This is a genomic window from Natrinema gelatinilyticum, assembly GCF_024266705.1.
In the GTDB taxonomy this organism is placed as follows: Archaea; Halobacteriota; Halobacteria; order Halobacteriales; family Natrialbaceae; genus Natrinema; species Natrinema gelatinilyticum.
In genome coordinates, this window is sequence record NZ_CP100757.1 from 235,364 (window position 1) to 252,610 (window position 17,247).

At 56.3% G+C, this 17,247-nt stretch carries 19 protein-coding genes and 3 pseudogenes; 7 read left to right on the top strand and 15 right to left on the bottom strand.

All coding sequences use genetic code 11. From position 1 onward, the window contains the following. Positions 1-125: 125 nt before the first annotated feature. Positions 126-854, top strand: coding sequence for a dihydrofolate reductase family protein (locus NJU76_RS19175; protein ID WP_340681253.1), 729 nt, complete (start codon positions 126-128; stop codon positions 852-854). Between the two features lie 86 nt (positions 855-940). Here the strand turns inward: NJU76_RS19175 and NJU76_RS19180 are convergent, their stop codons facing one another. Next, positions 941-2,167 carry an RNA-guided endonuclease InsQ/TnpB family protein gene (locus NJU76_RS19180; RefSeq protein ID WP_254533421.1) on the bottom strand — a complete coding sequence of 409 codons (1,227 nt, stop codon included), beginning with the start codon at positions 2,165-2,167 and terminating at the stop codon, positions 941-943. A 224-nt stretch (positions 2,168-2,391) separates the two neighbouring features. Next, positions 2,392-2,813, bottom strand: a pseudogene (locus tag NJU76_RS19185) (DUF8025 family protein). Positions 2,814-2,933: 120 nt separating this feature from the next. On the opposite strand from NJU76_RS19185, the gene NJU76_RS19190 reads away from it, so the two are divergent. Both NJU76_RS19190 and NJU76_RS19195 read left to right on the top strand, forming a co-directional pair. Continuing rightward, positions 2,934-3,092: a hypothetical protein gene (locus tag NJU76_RS19190; protein ID WP_254533422.1), complete on the top strand. Its 159-nt coding sequence runs from the start codon at positions 2,934-2,936 to the stop codon at positions 3,090-3,092. A gap of 265 nt (positions 3,093-3,357) precedes the next feature. Further along, on the top strand, positions 3,358-4,473 hold the full coding sequence (locus tag NJU76_RS19195; RefSeq protein ID WP_254533423.1) for a Fic family protein: 1,116 nt from the start codon (positions 3,358-3,360) through the stop codon (positions 4,471-4,473). Between the two features lie 229 nt (positions 4,474-4,702). Here NJU76_RS19195 and NJU76_RS19200 read toward each other — a convergent pair whose 3' ends face one another. Continuing rightward, on the bottom strand, positions 4,703-4,975 hold the full coding sequence (locus tag NJU76_RS19200; RefSeq protein WP_254533424.1) for a hypothetical protein: 273 nt from the start codon (positions 4,973-4,975) through the stop codon (positions 4,703-4,705). A 759-nt stretch (positions 4,976-5,734) separates the two neighbouring features. On the opposite strand from NJU76_RS19200, the gene NJU76_RS19205 reads away from it, so the two are divergent. Next, complete coding sequence (locus NJU76_RS19205) at positions 5,735-5,905, top strand: hypothetical protein (RefSeq protein ID WP_254533425.1); 171 nt, start codon at positions 5,735-5,737, stop codon at positions 5,903-5,905. Between the two features lie 743 nt (positions 5,906-6,648). On the opposite strand, the gene NJU76_RS19210 is transcribed toward NJU76_RS19205, so the two are convergent. Further along, complete coding sequence (locus NJU76_RS19210; protein ID WP_254533426.1) at positions 6,649-7,545, bottom strand: SOSS complex subunit B family protein; 897 nt, start codon at positions 7,543-7,545, stop codon at positions 6,649-6,651. Positions 7,546-7,594: 49 nt separating this feature from the next. Between NJU76_RS19210 and NJU76_RS19215 the strand changes: the two genes are divergently transcribed. Next, positions 7,595-7,813, top strand: coding sequence for a hypothetical protein (locus tag NJU76_RS19215; protein WP_254533427.1), 219 nt, complete (start codon positions 7,595-7,597; stop codon positions 7,811-7,813). A gap of 430 nt (positions 7,814-8,243) precedes the next feature. Here NJU76_RS19215 and NJU76_RS26755 read toward each other — a convergent pair whose 3' ends face one another. From NJU76_RS26755 to NJU76_RS19225, 3 genes are all read right to left on the bottom strand, one after another. Next, complete coding sequence (locus tag NJU76_RS26755) at positions 8,244-8,588, bottom strand: alpha/beta fold hydrolase (RefSeq protein ID WP_340681254.1); 345 nt, start codon at positions 8,586-8,588, stop codon at positions 8,244-8,246. 33 nt (positions 8,589-8,621) lie between these two features. After that, entirely contained in the window at positions 8,622-9,017 is a 396-nt protein-coding gene (locus NJU76_RS26760; RefSeq protein WP_340681255.1) for an alpha/beta fold hydrolase, read from the bottom strand. A gap of 87 nt (positions 9,018-9,104) precedes the next feature. Next, positions 9,105-9,788 carry a helix-turn-helix domain-containing protein gene (locus NJU76_RS19225; RefSeq protein ID WP_254533428.1) on the bottom strand — a complete coding sequence of 228 codons (684 nt, stop codon included), beginning with the start codon at positions 9,786-9,788 and terminating at the stop codon, positions 9,105-9,107. Between the two features lie 633 nt (positions 9,789-10,421). Between NJU76_RS19225 and NJU76_RS19235 the strand changes: the two are divergent. Both NJU76_RS19235 and NJU76_RS19240 read left to right on the top strand, forming a co-directional pair. Then, positions 10,422-11,212, top strand: a pseudogene (locus NJU76_RS19235) (IS5 family transposase). 266 nt (positions 11,213-11,478) lie between these two features. After that, on the top strand, positions 11,479-11,751 hold the full coding sequence (locus tag NJU76_RS19240) for a hypothetical protein (RefSeq protein ID WP_254533429.1): 273 nt from the start codon (positions 11,479-11,481) through the stop codon (positions 11,749-11,751). A gap of 2 nt (positions 11,752-11,753) precedes the next feature. Here the strand turns inward: NJU76_RS19240 and NJU76_RS19245 are convergent, their stop codons facing one another. The 8 genes and pseudogenes from NJU76_RS19245 to NJU76_RS19280 all read right to left on the bottom strand — a co-directional run bounded on the left by NJU76_RS19245 (position 11,754) and on the right by NJU76_RS19280 (position 17,210). After that, entirely contained in the window at positions 11,754-11,993 is a 240-nt protein-coding gene (locus NJU76_RS19245) for a DUF8150 family protein (protein WP_254533430.1), read from the bottom strand. Further along, positions 11,971-12,573: a hypothetical protein gene (locus tag NJU76_RS19250; RefSeq protein WP_254533431.1), complete on the bottom strand. Its 603-nt coding sequence runs from the start codon at positions 12,571-12,573 to the stop codon at positions 11,971-11,973. The genes NJU76_RS19245 and NJU76_RS19250 overlap by 23 nt, the downstream gene beginning before the upstream one ends. A gap of 59 nt (positions 12,574-12,632) precedes the next feature. Further along, positions 12,633-12,851 carry a HalOD1 output domain-containing protein gene (locus NJU76_RS19255; protein WP_254533432.1) on the bottom strand — a complete coding sequence of 73 codons (219 nt, stop codon included), beginning with the start codon at positions 12,849-12,851 and terminating at the stop codon, positions 12,633-12,635. Further along, a complete protein-coding gene (locus NJU76_RS19260) occupies positions 12,844-13,788 on the bottom strand; it encodes an ArdC-like ssDNA-binding domain-containing protein (protein WP_254533433.1) in 945 nt (314 codons plus the stop codon). The genes NJU76_RS19255 and NJU76_RS19260 overlap by 8 nt, the downstream gene beginning before the upstream one ends. A gap of 184 nt (positions 13,789-13,972) precedes the next feature. Continuing rightward, complete coding sequence (locus tag NJU76_RS19265) at positions 13,973-14,440, bottom strand: PIN domain-containing protein (RefSeq protein ID WP_254533434.1); 468 nt, start codon at positions 14,438-14,440, stop codon at positions 13,973-13,975. Next, entirely contained in the window at positions 14,437-14,688 is a 252-nt protein-coding gene (locus NJU76_RS19270) for a hypothetical protein (RefSeq protein ID WP_254533435.1), read from the bottom strand. Before NJU76_RS19270 ends, NJU76_RS19265 begins: the two co-directional genes overlap by 4 nt. Positions 14,689-14,804: 116 nt before the next feature. Then, on the bottom strand, positions 14,805-16,064 hold the full coding sequence (locus NJU76_RS19275) for a phage NrS-1 polymerase family protein (RefSeq protein WP_254533436.1): 1,260 nt from the start codon (positions 16,062-16,064) through the stop codon (positions 14,805-14,807). A gap of 147 nt (positions 16,065-16,211) precedes the next feature. After that, positions 16,212-17,210: pseudogene (locus NJU76_RS19280) on the bottom strand (IS630 family transposase). Between the last annotated feature and the right edge of the window lie 37 nt (positions 17,211-17,247).

The following is a 17,247-nucleotide window of genomic DNA, read 5'->3' on the forward strand; positions in this document are numbered from 1 at the left end:
ACAGTCGCCCTGTTCGTTTCGCGTGAGCGGTCACGCGGGACGCATCGCCGAGTACTGTCCTGCGAGTACCCCCATGACCGACCATCCGCGAGGCGGCACGAAACCTGTTGACCTCGAGTGCAGCCGTGAATCCGCCGGCTATCGAGGAGGCGTACATCTTCCCACAGTTTGGCGACTGGCCGTTCACGTTCGCCCGGATCAATGCAGTCTACGTCTGGACGCAGGGTGGCTACCAGGTTGGTCAGTTTCCGACCCTTCTGTCGTCCATATTGAATAGGCGCGACGATCAAGAGGATTCCATGGCCAACCTCATCTACTTCATCAACTCATCACTCGACGGTTACATCGCCGACGAGAACGGCAACTTCGACTGGTCAGAGCCATCTGAGGACGCGCATGCCTTCTTCAACGACCACCAACGATCGGTCGGCACCTCCCTTATCGGCCGTCGCATGTACAAGACGATGAGGGTGTGGGACACCTTTCTCCTCGACGACCTACCCGACGTACAACGCGAATTCGCCGAGGCGTGGCTGGATACCGACAAGGTCGTCTACTCGACCACCCTGGACACCGTGCCGGAACCGCGAACCCGTCTGGAGCGGACGTTCGACCCCGAAGTGATACAGAGCATGAAAGACCAAGCCGACCGCGACCTGTCCATCGGTGGCGCGGGCCTCGCTGCCGAGGCCATCCGGGCAGGTCTGGTCGACCGGTATGTACTGCGCTTGGTCCCGACGATCGTCGGTGGGGGAACCCGAGCCCTCCCCGACGCAGCGCGGGTCGACCTCACTCTCAACACGACACGTCGTTTCGACGACGGCTCCGTCCTCGTCGACTACAGCCTCCGATGACCAAACCGACTCCAACACAGGCAGCGGGATAGACCACCAGTCAGATCAACAGAACGGATCATCTTCACCTGTGAATCGCCTCGGGGTCACGCCCCGAGGCTTCCTGCTTCTATGACGCGCTTTGCAGACACCTGAGTGGTGTCCGTAGGGAGCGCAGTCTCGACAGGCGTGTCTTCGGGCCATCCCAGCCCTAACTCCTGAAAACCTCTCTGCAACACGTTCAACGAAGCGTTCGCGTCCCGGTCACACTCAAACCCACAACTCGGACAGGAGTGTTCCCGAACCCAGATGGGTTTTTCCGACTCCACACCACATTGAGCGCACTCTTTCGTCGTACCTCGTGCTTCAACCTGAACGACACGCGTGCCGTACAGGTCGCCCTTGTATTCGAGCAACGTGATGAACTGCCGCCACGCCGCATCGTGCTTGTTGCGAGCGTTCCCGTCTCCCTGAAGCATTCCAGCTACGTCGAGGTCTTCCACGAACACGGCGTCGTACTCCGTGACAAGCCACGTTGAGAGTTTATGCTGATAGTCCAAGACTTTGCGCCGAATCTGGCGCTTGACTTTCGCCACCTCTCGGCGTTGTTTCTCGTAGTTGTTCGAACCGTTCCCCTTGCGAGACAACTTCCGTTGCTCTCGTCGGAGTCGGTTGTACTCGTCTTCGAGGTCGATCCAATCAACGGTCTTCCCGTCGCTCGTGTGGATGTAGTTGAGAATTCCGAGGTCGATACCGACGCTGTTACTCGTGTTGAGCGACTCTACGTCGGGTTTCTCGGGCAGGTTGGCGCCGTCGGTTTCCAGTCCGAAAGAGACGAACCATTCGCCAGTCGTCTCCTTTTTGATGGTGACTTCTTTGATGTCGGCGTGGTCAGGGATTTCGCGGTGGTAGCGAACCCGTATGTCTCCGACTTTGGAGAGTTCTACCGTCGCGTGTCGGCCACTCGTGTTTTTGAGTTCGAAGCCAGACTGCGAATACGTCAGACTCTGATACTCGGCCGGAGACTTCCATTTCAGCATCCCGACCTTGTGCCCGTTGTGCTTCTTCTTTTTGAGGTTTGAGAGGTTCTGGTAGAACCACGTGATGGTTCGTTGCAGAGCCTTCGAGTTGACCTCGGAGAAGATGGGGAACTGTCGCTTCCAATCGGGTAGTCGATAGTGGTGTTTGTACGCTGACCCGATGTTGTCGGCGTCAAGGTTCCCGTATTCGTATCGCGTGTAGTTGTACGCTTGGCGATGAACGTCGATATGGTATTCCAGTCGCTCCGCCACTGCTTGTGTCGGGTAAGCGTGGTAGCGGTGACTGTATTCCATCGCTGTCTCTTGAGTAGAAGTGTGTTCACTTACTGGTGTGTTTCACGAGTTGTCGGATTCATCCCCGAGGTCAAGCCTCGGGGCGTTCTCCTTGCACTCCAATAAATGACCATGTGCATCTCAACTCCCTCGCTGCGCCGACGTTCCAGGCGTTTTCTCGCGCTCCGGCCTGCGCCGGCACCCATCGCCGGCGCAAAAAAAAAACAATCTCGATACTCCCTATTTCAGGAGTCCTCCGCGCGCTCAACGGTGATCGTCAGGTCTCCAGACTCATAGTCAACCTCGAAGTCGACGGAAAACGCGTTCGATTCGGAGGCGGCGTGGTAGGCTCGATGGACCTTGAGTGAGCCAGTCGCCTTGAAGTGGAAGAACGCGGCTGCGGTGTAGGGCTTGCTCTGGGTTTCGATTTGCGTCTCGACAGAAGCAGGGAGCGCGATCTGTGGCGTGTCGGTGTCGATACTCGCTGTGAACACCTTCGCCTCCTCGACAGTCGCTTTCGAATGCGCCGGTGTCTCGCCGGTCAGCACGTTCACCGGCGTCTCTGTGTCGTCTGTGAACAGGACGTCTTCGAAGGTCTGTGTCCCCAAATCGCGTCGGGACCCAACTCGCAGTCGTTGAACGGATCGTCCACTGGTTCTTCAGTCATGGAATCATGAGCCCATGACGGCTCAGTCCTTCCAGCCCTCGAAAAACAGCAGTGCTTCGAAGATGTCGGTTTGGATGTACGTAGGTAAGAATGATGACTGAAACCGGTGTCTCTGCTGCTATGATTGCACCCCTTCAGACGGGCGACCTTCTGACTGCGTATAACGGCATTCTCGTGCGAATGGGGCTGTATATCCTCATTTTTTGGCCGACCGTCGGCTACTACGTGTATCAGGATTCGATAAAGCGTGGGCTACTCATCACTCCGCCTTCAGGCTGACTTGCTCGGCATACTCGGAATCCTGGGCTTGTTGATTCATCTCGGGCTACGTCGCTCCGACTAGGGATGATCGTCTGTCCGTTATCTATGGGCGATGTCGGCGACAATTTGCATAACGAAACTCTAAATCACCTATCTTGAGTCGAAGTGGAGAGAGTTTTAGATAGATGAAGCAGGAATTCGTTATCTATAAACCGCTGGCCATGTGTGTTGGATAACAATGAGGCCTGATGACTTTGTTGACGGGGCCCCGGGGGAGGTTAAGATGGTCGACGGTATCTTCACGTTCAGCCCAGATCCGCTTCCACCAGATCTCGATGCCACACACAAGCTGGTCAGCGAAAACGGGGAGGCGATGTATGCCGTGGGTCAGCTCTCAGACCTGGATACGTGGTTGGATTCGCCGGAGGTCATCCTCAGCCCCCTGATCCACCGTGAGGCTGTTGACTCCTCGAACATCGAGACGACAACACGACTCACGCTCTCAGACATCTATCGACGCGAAGCCGGTGAAGAGCCCGGGCAAACCGCGACCGAGCGGGCCGACATCACGGAGGCACAAAATTACGTCGAAGCGATTACCACCGGTATTCAGGCTCTTCATGATGGAGCCGAGTTAAATCGGGACTTGCTGTGTCGACTCCATGAAATTTTGCTGCAGGGTGCGCGCGGCGAGCAAAAGAACCCAGGAGAATTTCGCGAGGACCTCGTGGGGATTGACCAGCCGAGAACGCCACTCAGTGAGGCCCGATTCGTTCCGGCACCCCCGGCGAGTATCCCGTATGCACTCCGGAGCCTGCTCCAGTACATTCGGTCAGGCCCTACGTACGCTCCACTGGTTGACCTGGCGCTGATCCATTACCAATTCGAGACGATCCATCCGTTTCAGGACGGCAATGGGAGACTCGGTCGCCTCCTCATGATGTTAGCCCTCTACAAGTGGGAGTTGTTACCTGGCCCGTATCTGTATCCGTCGTCGTATTTCAATGCGAACCGTGATGCCTATCTCGACAGGCTGTTGGCCGTGAGTCGTGACGGTGCGTGGACAGAATGGGTGTCGTTTTTCGTCCACGCGATCGCTGAACAAGGCCGTGAGGGATATACCGTCGCCCGAGAACTTCTCGCGTTGCGCGATCGCTATCGAGAGCAGTACCAAGGCCAAGGCGCCGTGATTCGCGAACTCATAGATTTCATCATCGAACACCCGTATCTCACAGAGCCACAGGCGGTCGACGCTCTTGGGCGGTCTCAACCGGCCGTGAACCAGGCGATTCGGCGCTTATGGGAGGATAGCGTCCTGCGTGAGACGACCGGCCAACAACGCAATCGACGGTATGAAGCGCCCGCAATTCTCAAAATCGTCGAACCGTACAATCCGTGAAACTTGAGATGGTGGAATCTCCGTTGACTACGGTACGTCCGTACGCAACGAGTGCGCGATGGCTCATCGTAAAATCACCTTACGGGGACGATGCTCATGTTGGATCGCCCCGCACCTCTCTCGGGGGAATGAACAACACCTACTGCTCAACCAGATCAAGGGAACTGAGGTCAGCGCGAAAGACCTCGTCGTTGCGGGCCGCCGTCCGGCCTCGATGCGATCTCCAGACCTACTGAACAGCTGCTATGATCGCCTCCAGATCATCTTTTCGGAACGACCGTGCTTCCTCCGGATTGGCCTCTTCTACAACACCGATTTTCCACAAGATGCCTGCCCTCATTTCTGCTTTCGGAGGCAGACGCCCGCTCGTATCAATCTCATACCCCACTGCATCACAAACTGCTGCGAGGTCCTCTTTCGTGAACGCTGGCGATCCCTCTCGTTCAAATCGACCTACCGCTACCCTGATTGCATTTCGAAGTTCATCGACGGTTTGTGCCATACCTGCCACGACACACACGTACACTGTCTTTGTTCCGGTCAGAAACTCGTGTATCGACAGTGGCCACGGAAGCAAATAGAACATTCTATCGTTACTACATGAATAGTACGAAGGTAGCACAATATCCAGATCAATTTGTGGAAGTGGTTGCTCAAGACAGGTGGGTGACGCAATGCAATAGAGTCTGACCTATACGTCAACTGGTACAAGCAACGTGCAACTTCCAGAGGGTATATCCAGCACAATAGAGCGGTTTGGTTCTACAGTAATACAGCGAGAGTGCCTCGGGGCTTGACCCCGAGGGTGAATCGCGTAAGCTATATGACCCATTCCACCGTATTGAGGAACACAGTTGTGACGTGGGTTAAAGACCTTAATCCGAAGCAACTGCGCGCAGTTGCGAGGAAATGCGACACCTCTCAAAACCCGCGCCTTCGGCGTGGTGTGACGGGTGTTGTCGGGCGGGGTGGAGCCGCCGACCCTCACGGACGCACCGGGCGTTCGGGTGTGAATTCCAGCCGACCCATCATGGGAAGGTCGAGGGGAAGTACATTCGCCTGCGTCCATCCGTCCGTTTTTGGACGGCATGGACAAAACGGTGAAGCCTCGGGGCTTGTCCCCGAGGTACTTCACTCGTATTACCCAGGGAGAAGTGGAAAAAGCGCCTGTGAAAACGACTGTTTCAGACGCTGCGAAACGGGGGGTCCCAATCCTTTGCATGCCGTGAAATTTTCCGTCTCCATACCCTCAGCATCATCTATGTCTGGATTGATTCAGCGAACGGCGCAGGCGATCGATGATGCGTGGCAGTCGATATGGCATGGGTCCAGTCGCGCCGAGAAAGTAGTAATCGCCATCGTGCTTCTGGTCACTGGATTGGCCATCCCGGTGATCCCGATCGTCTGGATTGCCCGGATTATTGCTAACTAAGCAATGGAGCAGCGGGGCGAGATACGTGCTGTATATTCAACAAGATTCTGCCACTATCTCCGATAACTGATATAAATATCAGTGTTAGACTCACAGATGTAGTTACCGAATTGCTCGACTCAGTTTCAGGCATATTTCTGAATAAAGAAATTGTCTTAGTGAACTACTCCGCCCTACCGCGCTCGGGCCTCCCCGGCCCTCGCTTGTTGAGAACGGAGCTTCCTGTTTCTGTGTCGGAACTTGCAGGAACAGGTCCCACAGCGGTTCCAGACTCCGCAGGCGACTTCCCTTCACGGGTGGTTCGGAGTGTCCCACTCCTACCGAATCGACACTCGGCCACAACCGACGATGCACGCTTATTGTCGCGTTTGAACACCGCCTGAAGTGTGGTGAGCATCTTATTCTCACCTTCGATCGAAGAGATAATAAGGGTGCCGATTCACACGAAAACAAGACGTGCGGGCGCTGTCTCCCCTCCCTGCTCGCGCCTTCGGCGCTCGCTGAGGATAGCGCGGGACCGTCGGTCCCGCTGACCATGCGAACGGCGTTGCCGTGAGCAGAAGGGGGCTTAGCGCCCTCAATTACAGCTAACTCCTAGGTGTCGGCAACGCTATGAAATGGACTCATACTCTGGCGAAAGCCCGGCAGCGAAACGGCCATCGGCCGTGAGCAGCCCGGACCGTGGAGGTGGTGGGAGGTGGCGGTGACTGTGTTCACACCAGCAAAAAAGGGCTTCGCTACGGCTACTCCCACCAGCGGCCGCGCTCGGGGAAGTGGATCGTCGTCCATCCGGTCACGGCCAGTGAGACACGTCCCTCGTGCCAGTTCCGAGCAGCCTTGTGAATGCGCACCCGTTCGCCTTCCTCGATCCACGGCGCGTCTGACGCCTTCCAGATGGTCACACGCGTCTGCCCACTGTCGTCCGCGATGAGCCCGACCTGTGCGATGCTCGGATGCGAGGGATCCCACAGGGTTTCGACACGTCCTTCGATGCTCACTTCTTTTCGAGCGACCTCCTCGAGTGTCGCGATGGGGATGACGTGTCCGGGTGCCGTCTGCAACTCCTCGAACACGTTGACGACCGCACTCGTCAGATCTTGACCACCGACGACGGCCTCACTCAACCGCCGGCTGATCGCTGCTCGAGACCAGCCATCCAACTGCTTTGCGAGTCGCATCGACTGCCTGTTCACGGCCGCCAGCTGCTCTCGGGAGAGTTCTGTCCGGGGATCCGCTCGTTCCGGATCCGCCATTGGATCCACGCTCGCTGCCCGTTTCTGGAACTCGAGACGTCGCGCTTTGCTCTGTCGTGCAGCGATTGCTCGCGTCCGCTTTGTACGACCCTTTTGCGTCCCTATCTCGGCCTGGGCACTGATTCGTTCGAGTTCGTCTTCTCGTGCTCGAATGCGCTCTTCCTGTGCGAGGGTGGCACCGTGAATCCGGTCATCACTGGTGTCCGCGATCCCCTCTGGGTGGTTCGCATCCACCTTTGCTTGGATCTCTTGCTCGACCGTTGCCTCGAATTCTGGCGTCTCGTCAACGATCGGGAAGCCGTCTCCATCGACCGCCTGCTCGTCCGCCTGTTTGAGTGCCTGTTCATCGACCGTAACGACCTTGCTACTCGAGTTGTTACTAGACATTGGAGTTAATGCACTCCGAAGGCGCTCACGCGCCTGCCACCGCGATGCTATGACATCGCGGTTTTCCGACGACAACGCCCGACAGAACCATCTACGCGCTCTCGCTCGCGCCTTCGCGAGCGCCCATCTGGGCGCGAGCGAGAGCGCGCCTGAGGCGGACAATCATCCAGCACCGCGCGCCGTCCTGCCGAGCGCAGCGAGGCAGGGCTTGGAAGACGAACGAAGTGAGTCTTCCAGCGACCCGCCCGAAGCGAGCGACCAGCGTTAAGCCGTTTCTCGTGTCCGGCCCGCGAGGGGCGCAACCGAAAACGCGCTTACTGCTGGCGTCGAGACCAGATGCATTTCAGCCCGGCAGGACCCGCACCTACTGGAGCGGAAGCCCGCCCGGAATGGTCGGTCGCGAGCGACGCGGAGGGCGGCAGCGGCGAGCGGGGCGGGCCGTAAGAAACACCCGACCATCCGATTGTAATGCTGAATGAATGAACGGACCCCTGGCGGACTGCAAGGGCGAGGTCGCTCGACAGTCCCCGACTCCGTAAGCACCGCAGGAACGAGGAGCGCAGCGTAGGTCGCGGGCTGTCGAGCGAAACGAGGGCTTGCAAGGCAGGAGACTGGTCACAGCACAGTGTACTGAGTACGTGCACATACCAGAGTCACGCTAAGAACGACCGTTCCGGACTATCCGTTAGTTCTCACTCCTAGAGGAACTCCTGAACAGCTGTCGAGACACGCTCCGGGTCGCTCACAGGACCGTTATGTCCCAACCCTTCGAACTCGACGAGTTGACTATCGGGAACCGCAGTGTCGACCGCACGAATACCGTCCCGAAGATGCGATGGCCCGTCACTCCCGGTTAACAAAAGCACTGGAGCGTCGATATCGAGCGTCTCCGGCAGCTCGTACGCCTCGATGACTCGGTTCATGCGGAGGGCACTCTCGACGAAGCGAGTATAGTCGGGCCAGGCGGGCCACTCGGCGAGCCACTGCTCGAACGCATCGTCACTGACGTCCCCGTGCAGGACCTCGCGAAGATGCAGCCGCATCGCCCCGCGACGATCACCAGCATTGAGACGGTCTTACATCCGGGCCGTGAGGTCTGCCTGTTCGCGATAGTCACCGACGAGGACTGCGGGTTCGTAGGCGATTACCGCACTGACCGACTCTCTCCGAGCAGCTTCGAGTGCTCGCAGGCCGCCGAATGAGTGCCCGAAGAGGACTGGTTCCCCCGCTACAGCATCAACGACTGCACAGACGTCCTCGACCTCGCGATCGAGACTGTACTCGTCACGGTCGCCACTCTCTCCGCGTCCACGTCGGTCGGGAACGACAACCGTGTAGTCGTCGTCGAAATAGGGGGCGACCGGGTCCCAGTAGCGCCGTGTGCCACCGCCGTGCAGCAGTATCAGCGGGAGTCCGTCACCGTGCGTTTCGTACGCGATACGTGTGCCATCGGGAGAGACAACTGTCTGCATCGACGTCCCGTACTTGGCTCCCCCACCGGCTGAAGCTGTCTCTCAGTGAGACGGCCTTTTATTTATCCGCCAGCAACGACGCCCAGCCTACGGTTCTGAGAGCGCGGCTTGTGCGAGAGTCGTCTCTGCAAAGTAGGCTTGTGCCCGCCGAAGTCGTTCAGAGAGCGATGATGCCGTGATACCGAGCTCGGCGGCGACATCGGCTTGCGAGGCCGCTCGCGGAACCTCGAAGTAGCCCATCCTGTGTGCCGTCTGGAACGCCTCGCGCTGCGGTTCAGTCAGTCCGTCACTGGATGTCTCTGTTTCACCGTCGTTGAGCAATCGACGTAACGTGAATGTCCCATTTCGCTGCCAGAATGATCGAAACTCATCGAGCGTCGCGAGGTCTGCGAACCAGCCGCTCTGGATCCAGCCCGTCGGTGTCACCCGGATACGCTCGATAGACGCGTCGGTGGCCGCAAGTGATTGCAGCGCTTCGACATCGTCCACGGACCCCGAGAGCTGTGCGTCCATTCCGACCGCAGGCTCGACTCGATACTGAGGGACTCCGCCAGGACGCTGGATGCGGGTGTAGTCACCAACGAACGCCGCCGACTCAAGCGCCAGTTCGACCGACTCAGTCGCACCATCGACCACGTCGACGACGAACGCAGAGTACCAGTCCTCGCTGGGCTGGAGCTCGACCTCAAGAGTCGCGTCGGGAACAGCCGCTGCGACTTCCACGAACGGGAGCCCGTGGCAGGTAATTTCGTACTCAGCGACAAACCCCATAGGTTCATCATGTGGATCGCCGATACTGTCAATTCCGGTTCGTCTTCAGTTCGGGATACACTGCGATGTGCAGATTGAATACGGATTCCGCCACTCATGAGCGAATCGAGAGGCGATCGCAGAGGGTGTCTCAATGCGAACAGTGAGCAAGTAGAAGCTGGTAGCAGCGCAACACGATTCGTGAGTCGTGGCAGGGAGAGTCGAGAGAACGTGTAATTAGTGCCGGTAGCGAGCCGGTCGGCCTGTAACGTCAATATGAACAATGTGTCTCAGTGCGCCCACCTATCTGAAACCCACTCCTGCTTAAACTCCCCGTACCCCAGAAGAACGACCTCCCCAATACCGCTATTCTACTGATCTACGTCCGCGTTAGTTTCGAGGGTAAACTGTTCGAAGAAGCTCTTCATAAACTCCCACTGGGATTCTCCAAGGCGTCGGCCTTGTTCAGTATATAGCGCATCGAGTCGCTCACGTGCCCATTCACGTAAGAGTTCGATGTCCGGCAAGTCAGAGCGGTCTATACTGAGCGTGGATGCGTCATCGATAACAGCATACGGCTCTGGTGAATCGCTAGGCAGAGCCGACTTGATCCGTCAGAACTAGGGAGTTGAAGCGGGAAACGGCGGATGATTCATGTCCAAAATTTCCCGCTTCACTGGGAAAGTAGTGACGTTAGCTAAAAGTGCTGTTGGTGGTCGAGGTGAATCCGCCGTCGTTTCGCTCCATTGTCTCCGGATTTACTTGGACAAATCCTACCGCGAAGCACTCGACCTCTTGAGCGAGATGCCACAAATACTCGGGGAGATCGGCCTTGAGAAGGCCGATCTCCCAGATCACTCGACGCTAGTGAAGGCACTTGACAGGATCAAGATGGCAGTCTGGCGAGTGCTGCTGCGCCGACAGGCGCAGCTGCATGAGCCGTCTGGTCATGCAGCGATGGACGCGACATTTTTCGACCGCGAGAACGCGAGCAAGCACTACTGCCGGCGCACGAATTACCGTGTTCAGACGCTCAAGACAACCGCTCTCGTCGATACAGAAAGCCAAGCAATTCTAGAGTGCACTGTACGACCGAGAAACGTCACGACACCCATCTCGGCTGGCAACTCGCCCGCCGTAACGCGGGCGAGTTGCACAGCCTCGCAGCCGACAAGGGCTACGACTGGCAGCAATTACGCGAGAAACTGAGGGAAGAGGACGTAAGACCGCTGATCAAACATCGCGAGTTCCGCCCCATCGATCACGCGCATAATGCGCGGATCGATGAGGCTCTCTACGGCCAAAGAGCGCTGTCTGAGACCGTCTTCTCGGTGATCAAGCGCACGCTCGGCGGTGCCGTGCGTGCGCGAAGCTGGTATCGAGAGTTCCGTGAAATCGTCCTGATGTGTGTCGTCTATAACATCAAGCGCGCCGTCAAACAGTGAAATCGGCCGCTGTATGTCGATTCACCACAGCCTAGTTGATCAATACTCATGAATCATCTCGAGGCACACATGCTCGCGCCTCACCCGTCAGGCGCGAAAAAACGATTCAGGGGTGGATAGCGTGGTGAAGTGGCGTTTCTCTCAGAAATTCACCGACTGTTGAATTCATGTTTTATGTATCTGACATCCAGTGTAGATGGATTCAGTTCTCGTTCGGGAAATAATCTTAAGCGGACTGATGATTGAGAATGTAGTAGGAAGGCGAGATGAGCAGGATCACCGATCCACGGCCACCGCTTCCAGAGTGGATCGTGGATGCGTACGAGTATCTGTGTACTCATAGCCTGACGTCCGACAAGAGTGGTGATCTCAAGTCAATCCACCGAGAGCACGCACTCGAGGTCCTCCGCAGGTCGGATGAGCTGGCCCTCGAACCCGCAGACGCAACTCATGCACTCACTCGATTACTTGAGCGAGGCTATTTTTATGAAGTTGACAGCGAACTCCGCGTCACGATGCCGGAAAATGAAGAACCGTAGCCTCACTCCTCGTCAGCTAATTGCTGTGCGATATCCTGGACCTGCTGCTCGTGGTCTGCAGAAAGCCCAGTTTGCTGGGCACTCTCGAGTTGGGAATCAACCACTGCATTCTGTTGCGGACCCCATACCTCGGGTGGATGTTCTTTCATATATTCGACCCACTGGCGGACGGCCGTGAACCGCTCTTCCGTGATCTGATCGTGTTTGGCCGCCAGTCGCTCAAATTTCTGTGAGTCGCTCATATTTGTTGTGGACGTCTAGTTCGGTGGTCCAATGTTTAAGTTCCGTCTCCCTAAGCGTTTCTCCAAAGAGGGTATAGAGATGTGCAGCGTCTTCGAGGTCTTTCTGCCCCCCGAGATAGAGTTTGTAGGCAATCTGTAGTTCCAGTGGACCAATTGGAATCGTTGCATCACCAATCTGTGCCTCAATGGCGTTCGAGATCGATGCACGGTCGAATTCGTCAGTCGGGAATTTTACCTCGAGATGGGGTGTCATTTGCTCGTCTGGCGCAATCCAGATGTTTGTTCCCTCTGAGAGATTCCCATACATACTCTCGAGAGGCATTGCTGGCCCCCAATAGTCGACGTGTTGCAGTTCCTGAACGAGTCTGTCGATCTCACTTTCCGAGAGCGATTCGATAAGGACGTCAATATCGTCTGTGGCTCTTGGACGGCCAGTCAAAATCGCGAGGTAACCTGCAATGAACACGTGTTTGATATCGAGTGCAGAGAGGACTGCTGAGAAATCGATCGCAAGCTCATCGAGGGCATTTGGTTCTCGCCCAACAATGAGGATGTCATCTCGCAGTTCGATTCCGCTCATTAGTGTGACTTAGGCTGTTCGGTCAATAAGTCTATGGCGCCACTTGACTACGAGCCAGTCTACGACAATTCGGTAACCCGTACCTCGTCCTGGGTAACGAGAACACGATACCCTTCAATCGAAAATCGAATTTCGAGATCGCTACTCTCGGTCACCGAATCCACGAGCTGCTCGAGCGCCTCGACATCGATCACTCGCTGCAGTTGGTACTCGTCTTTATTGAGCCCTTCCGTTTCAAGTGCGTGGATAATCGCAAGGAGGAGCCTCTCGTTACTCATGACTGACCACCTCGTCGACGGTGTCGATGAGTTCCTCAGCAGTTGCACTGATCCGCTCGAGTCGATCGAAAATCGTCTCTGGCTCGTCACTCTCCCACGCAGCGAGGTAGAATGCCGACCCACTTGTGTCGAGCCCAAAGTACCGCCCCACGATGTACGCGACGGATTCGGCTTCGAGTTCGCGTTTCGAGCGTTCAGTTTCGTCATCGATATCGCTGTGTAAGAGTGCATGTGCGTATTCGTGGACGAGCGTCACGGCGAGCGAAGCGCTATTTTCACGTTCACACACCTCGACCAACGGCCGTTCTCTAGAAGACTTGGGTCGGTACTGACAGACACCGTTAGTATCGCCGTGAGACCACTCCCGTTCAGGGACGACTTCCACGTCTACCCCGAGTCGGTCAGCAGCCTCGAGAAGCGCTGGGAGAAGGTCCCCAGCTTCGCCAGTAGCCGCTGTCTCGAGTTCCGGGAGCGGCTCACCGTCGGTCTGAGAGATGTCAAATACCGGTGCTGGCCGAAATCCGACGAGCCCCTTCGACCATTCCTTGGGCGGCGTCTCGTTGTAGTCACAGTCGCTGACCTCGTGGTAATTCGGCGAGTTCTCACACTTTGGACACCGTTTCGTGATGATCGGCGCCCAGATCCAGATCGCCGACTCGCCCTCTTGGACATGCCGGTCGAACTCCTCCTGCCACGTTCGATAGCCGGCGACTCGAGTCGCATGCGGACACTGCTTGGTGATCAGCAGCGTATTTCGATGCGAATAGTCGTGAAAGCGACTCTGGATGTCGAGCCATCGCTGGAACTCGTCGCTCGAGATTGCTTCAGTGACTTCCGCGAGGAGGTCTCCGACCCACGCTTCGATCGTGCTCTGCATCTCGTCACGTCTGGTGTCCGAATCTTCGAAGGACACCTGCTGGTAGTCGCTTGTCGCCATTGTTCTCGATGACGGACGCTCACGTGTGGAACGTCCCTCACCCCCTTCAGGGGAGAAAAAACAGTTACTGGTGGCTAGTTGTTAACCAACATCGTTGGCAGTTGTGCGTTTCTATTGGTTAATAGAGCTAACGTCTTCGATAGATGTCTGATACGACCGCGCCTCAGCACTGACGTTTGACTAGTTATGCTGATTCCTCGAGCAACCCAATTCCGCGTTCCACGACTGCCTCCGTGACGAACAGGCTTGTCTCCGTTTGGAGTGCCCGCATTAGCTCGATAGCTTTCGATTTGGTAAGTTCTTCGCGAGTGTAGCCGAGAACAATAACACCGATCGAGCCGTGTACCTCGACATCGAGATCTTCAGCTGCGTCTCTTGCTGCAAGATCGTCAGTTAACGGGACAGCTGAGTGCTCAGATGCGACTGCGAGAGCGGCTGTCTCTCCAGGATCTAAGTCGACAGCGAATTCAGCCATCTCCGCCTCGACGTTTTCGTACTCAATACTCGTGAGTGCTGACGGAACCGTCCCTGCTTCGAGTTCCTCGTATACAGTTTGTGGGATGAGTAGCCTATCGACAACTGAGAGCAAGCCAAGCGCACCAATTTCGTCGAGATGGATTAGTGGACCAGTATCTGCGACCGCAACAATCACGCATTCAGACCCCATCGGACGTCTTCTCCAACAGCCCGCAGTTCGCGGTCCGCACGCTTGACTCGGTCTCGGCCAACGAGTTCAATCGCACTCTCTCGATCGATTTCGTCGTTTACGTACCGCGAGAGGACGACATCTATCCAGAGGGCCTCGACACCGCGTTCCAGTGCCTGCTCGAGGATCTCCGATTCGGGGATGTCTCGCGCTTCCGCGATTTCTTGCACCCGTTCGGTGAGATCCGTGGCCATGTCTACACAATCGCTCTGCGGTGACTTAAACATCCCTGGATGGTTTATACTGTATCTGGTTTGAGGACCCATCACTCCTCTCGGAGAATGGCAAACGGAACAGCACCGATTCACTTTCATCCGGGGCCATTCCCGAACAATCGTTTCGTCTTTCCCCACATGGATGTCACCTTGGACTCATTCTTGCCCTCCTTTGGGGTGACTGCTCGTTCTCCAAGACTCGCGTCTGTGTCTCGGTTACTATCTGCGAGTTCGACTTTGAACCGTTTAATCTCTTTCTCGAGTTCGGTAATTCGCTCGTTTTTTCGCTCGACCGTGGCCTCGAGGTCATCGATACGATCTGTTAGCAGCCGATTTTTCTCGACCAGATAGGCATGATTCTGATTCGTTTCGTCACGTCTGTCGGTGGTCGACGATTCGTTTTTGCCCTTCGAGACTTCAGTCGATGGCTCTCCCGCGTCCGGATCGTAGAACTCGGAGGTGTTTGCAATCGCTCGCTCGATCGTCTTCTCTCCGTACGTCGATCCATCAGCATAGTGGACTTCGTCCCACTTCTCTCGGAGAAGGCTCGACTGTCGAAATAGGCGATCGATCCATGTCTGATTTCCACCAGTCCAGAACGCCAGCAGGCAGCACAGTGCCATATCGGCTTCTGACTGACTGTCGTAGCCAGCAGTCGAGCCACGCCATAACCGTTCGAACTTCTCTCCGTTCGATGCGTTCCGCGCTTTCTCGAGGAGGTCCTCATCCTCGAGGTCGACCGTACCGGTCGGTTGTGACTGGTCGTTTGCCGGACCATGATAGCCGGATTCTGAGACGCCGTCGGTGTCTGTCTTCTGGACGTATTCACGGTGAATTGCGACAAGTGCATCTTGCCGGCGAGCAACGCGGGTTGGCGTCTCCTCGAGGTGGTCGCCAGTCACTGTGAAAAACCGAGCGGTGTCGTACAGTTCGATACTTCCTCGACGGTTCCGCCCGTCTGGGAGGTCTCCCTTGATGAGCACATGATATCCAGTGCCTGACGGAGAGATCTCCGTATAGGAATCGAGGCGCTCGATGATATCCAGCGTTGTTTTGTCGACGTCGCCGCTTTCGGGATCTCGACAGTCATCCAGATCTACGCCGACAATGGGATCGTCGTCAGTAAAGACGAATCCGATGCCATCGGCATTCACTGTTTCGGCGTAGTCAAGTGCCGTTTCGAAAGAGGCCCAGGTATCTGAGTCCGTCGACGATGCGAACTTACCACTGTTTGGTGCCACCGGTATCTTCGTTGGCTTTCCATCTCGAGGTTCTTCTCGCCAGCAGACCCACTGGTCGCGCTCTTGCAAGCCACTTGGCAGTGCTGCTGTGTCGATTGACTTTTCGAAACTCATTGGTACTTCTCCTGAGGGGCATCGGCTAACCCCCTCGGACAAACTATGTCATCTTCTCGAGGAGACAACCGGTGATCTATCTGCTGTCCGGCCTGCCTGTCCCCGCATCGTTCTGCGGGATGAACCCAGTGTATACTATAGCAGGAGTTAGAAATAGTTGCTCACTTTGGGAATAGAGAGTTGATCAAGAGCGGTATCGATCGCTGTTGTTAGCTCAGAAAGTGAGTCGAAGAATCGGTTGCTAAGAGCTGATTGAAGCTGTCTCCAGCACTCTTCGACTGGATTGAGTTCCGGTGAATACGCTGGTAACGTGACGAAGGTGAGGTCGTCACGGGCCGCCAGGTCCGTGACGGCCGACGCCTGGAAATACGGCGCTCCATCCAACACGACGATCAAGTTATCTTCGAACTCTTTCATAACGCAAGAATGAAATGTTCCGCATGTTCAGCGGTCACGTACTCTTCGAATCGAGAGAAAAAGCGATCACCGTCCTCGGTGATCGCGCCCAAGAGAAACGTCCAGTCGCGTTGCCCGGACAATTCGACGGCCGGCCGCGTGCCGCGCGGAAACCACGCGGCACGCGGCTCAACTTGCACGGATTTCTTGGTTTGATCGATACAGACTATTGTGGCGTCTATCTCCCGCCGCTTTTTTTTGAGTTCTTCGTGGAACGTTTCTTGTTCGTCAGCCTCAGCTTCAGCGGCTGTACGGCGTGGTTTTTGATGGCTCAATCCCGCCTCTTTGAGCAACCGCCGGCAACTCGGGATTGAGTACTCGACATCGTCGGTTTCGGCAAGATACTGCCGGACGAGCGCCGGCGTGGACGCCGGCGCGTCAAGCCAACTTCCTCAGGAGATCCGTGGACAGTTTCTTCGAATTCTTCTTGCTGTTTGTCTGAGAGCTTTCGCTTTCTCCCAAATTGATGAGCATCAGTAACGGCCTGCTCAAGCGACTCATCCGTATCGAGTCGCTTGAGCCAGCTATAGATCGTCCGTCGCTGAACGTCGTACCACTCGGCGAGTTCAGTCCGCGTGACGCCGTTTTGTACGCTATTGCCGCTAAGAGCCGTTGTGTCGGCTTCTTCCCCTCCACGTTGTCGAGAGCATCTTGCAATTCCTCGACAGAGATTTCGTCGAGATGATCCACTACCCCCAGAAACCATCTTTGAGTAGAAAGTTCTAAC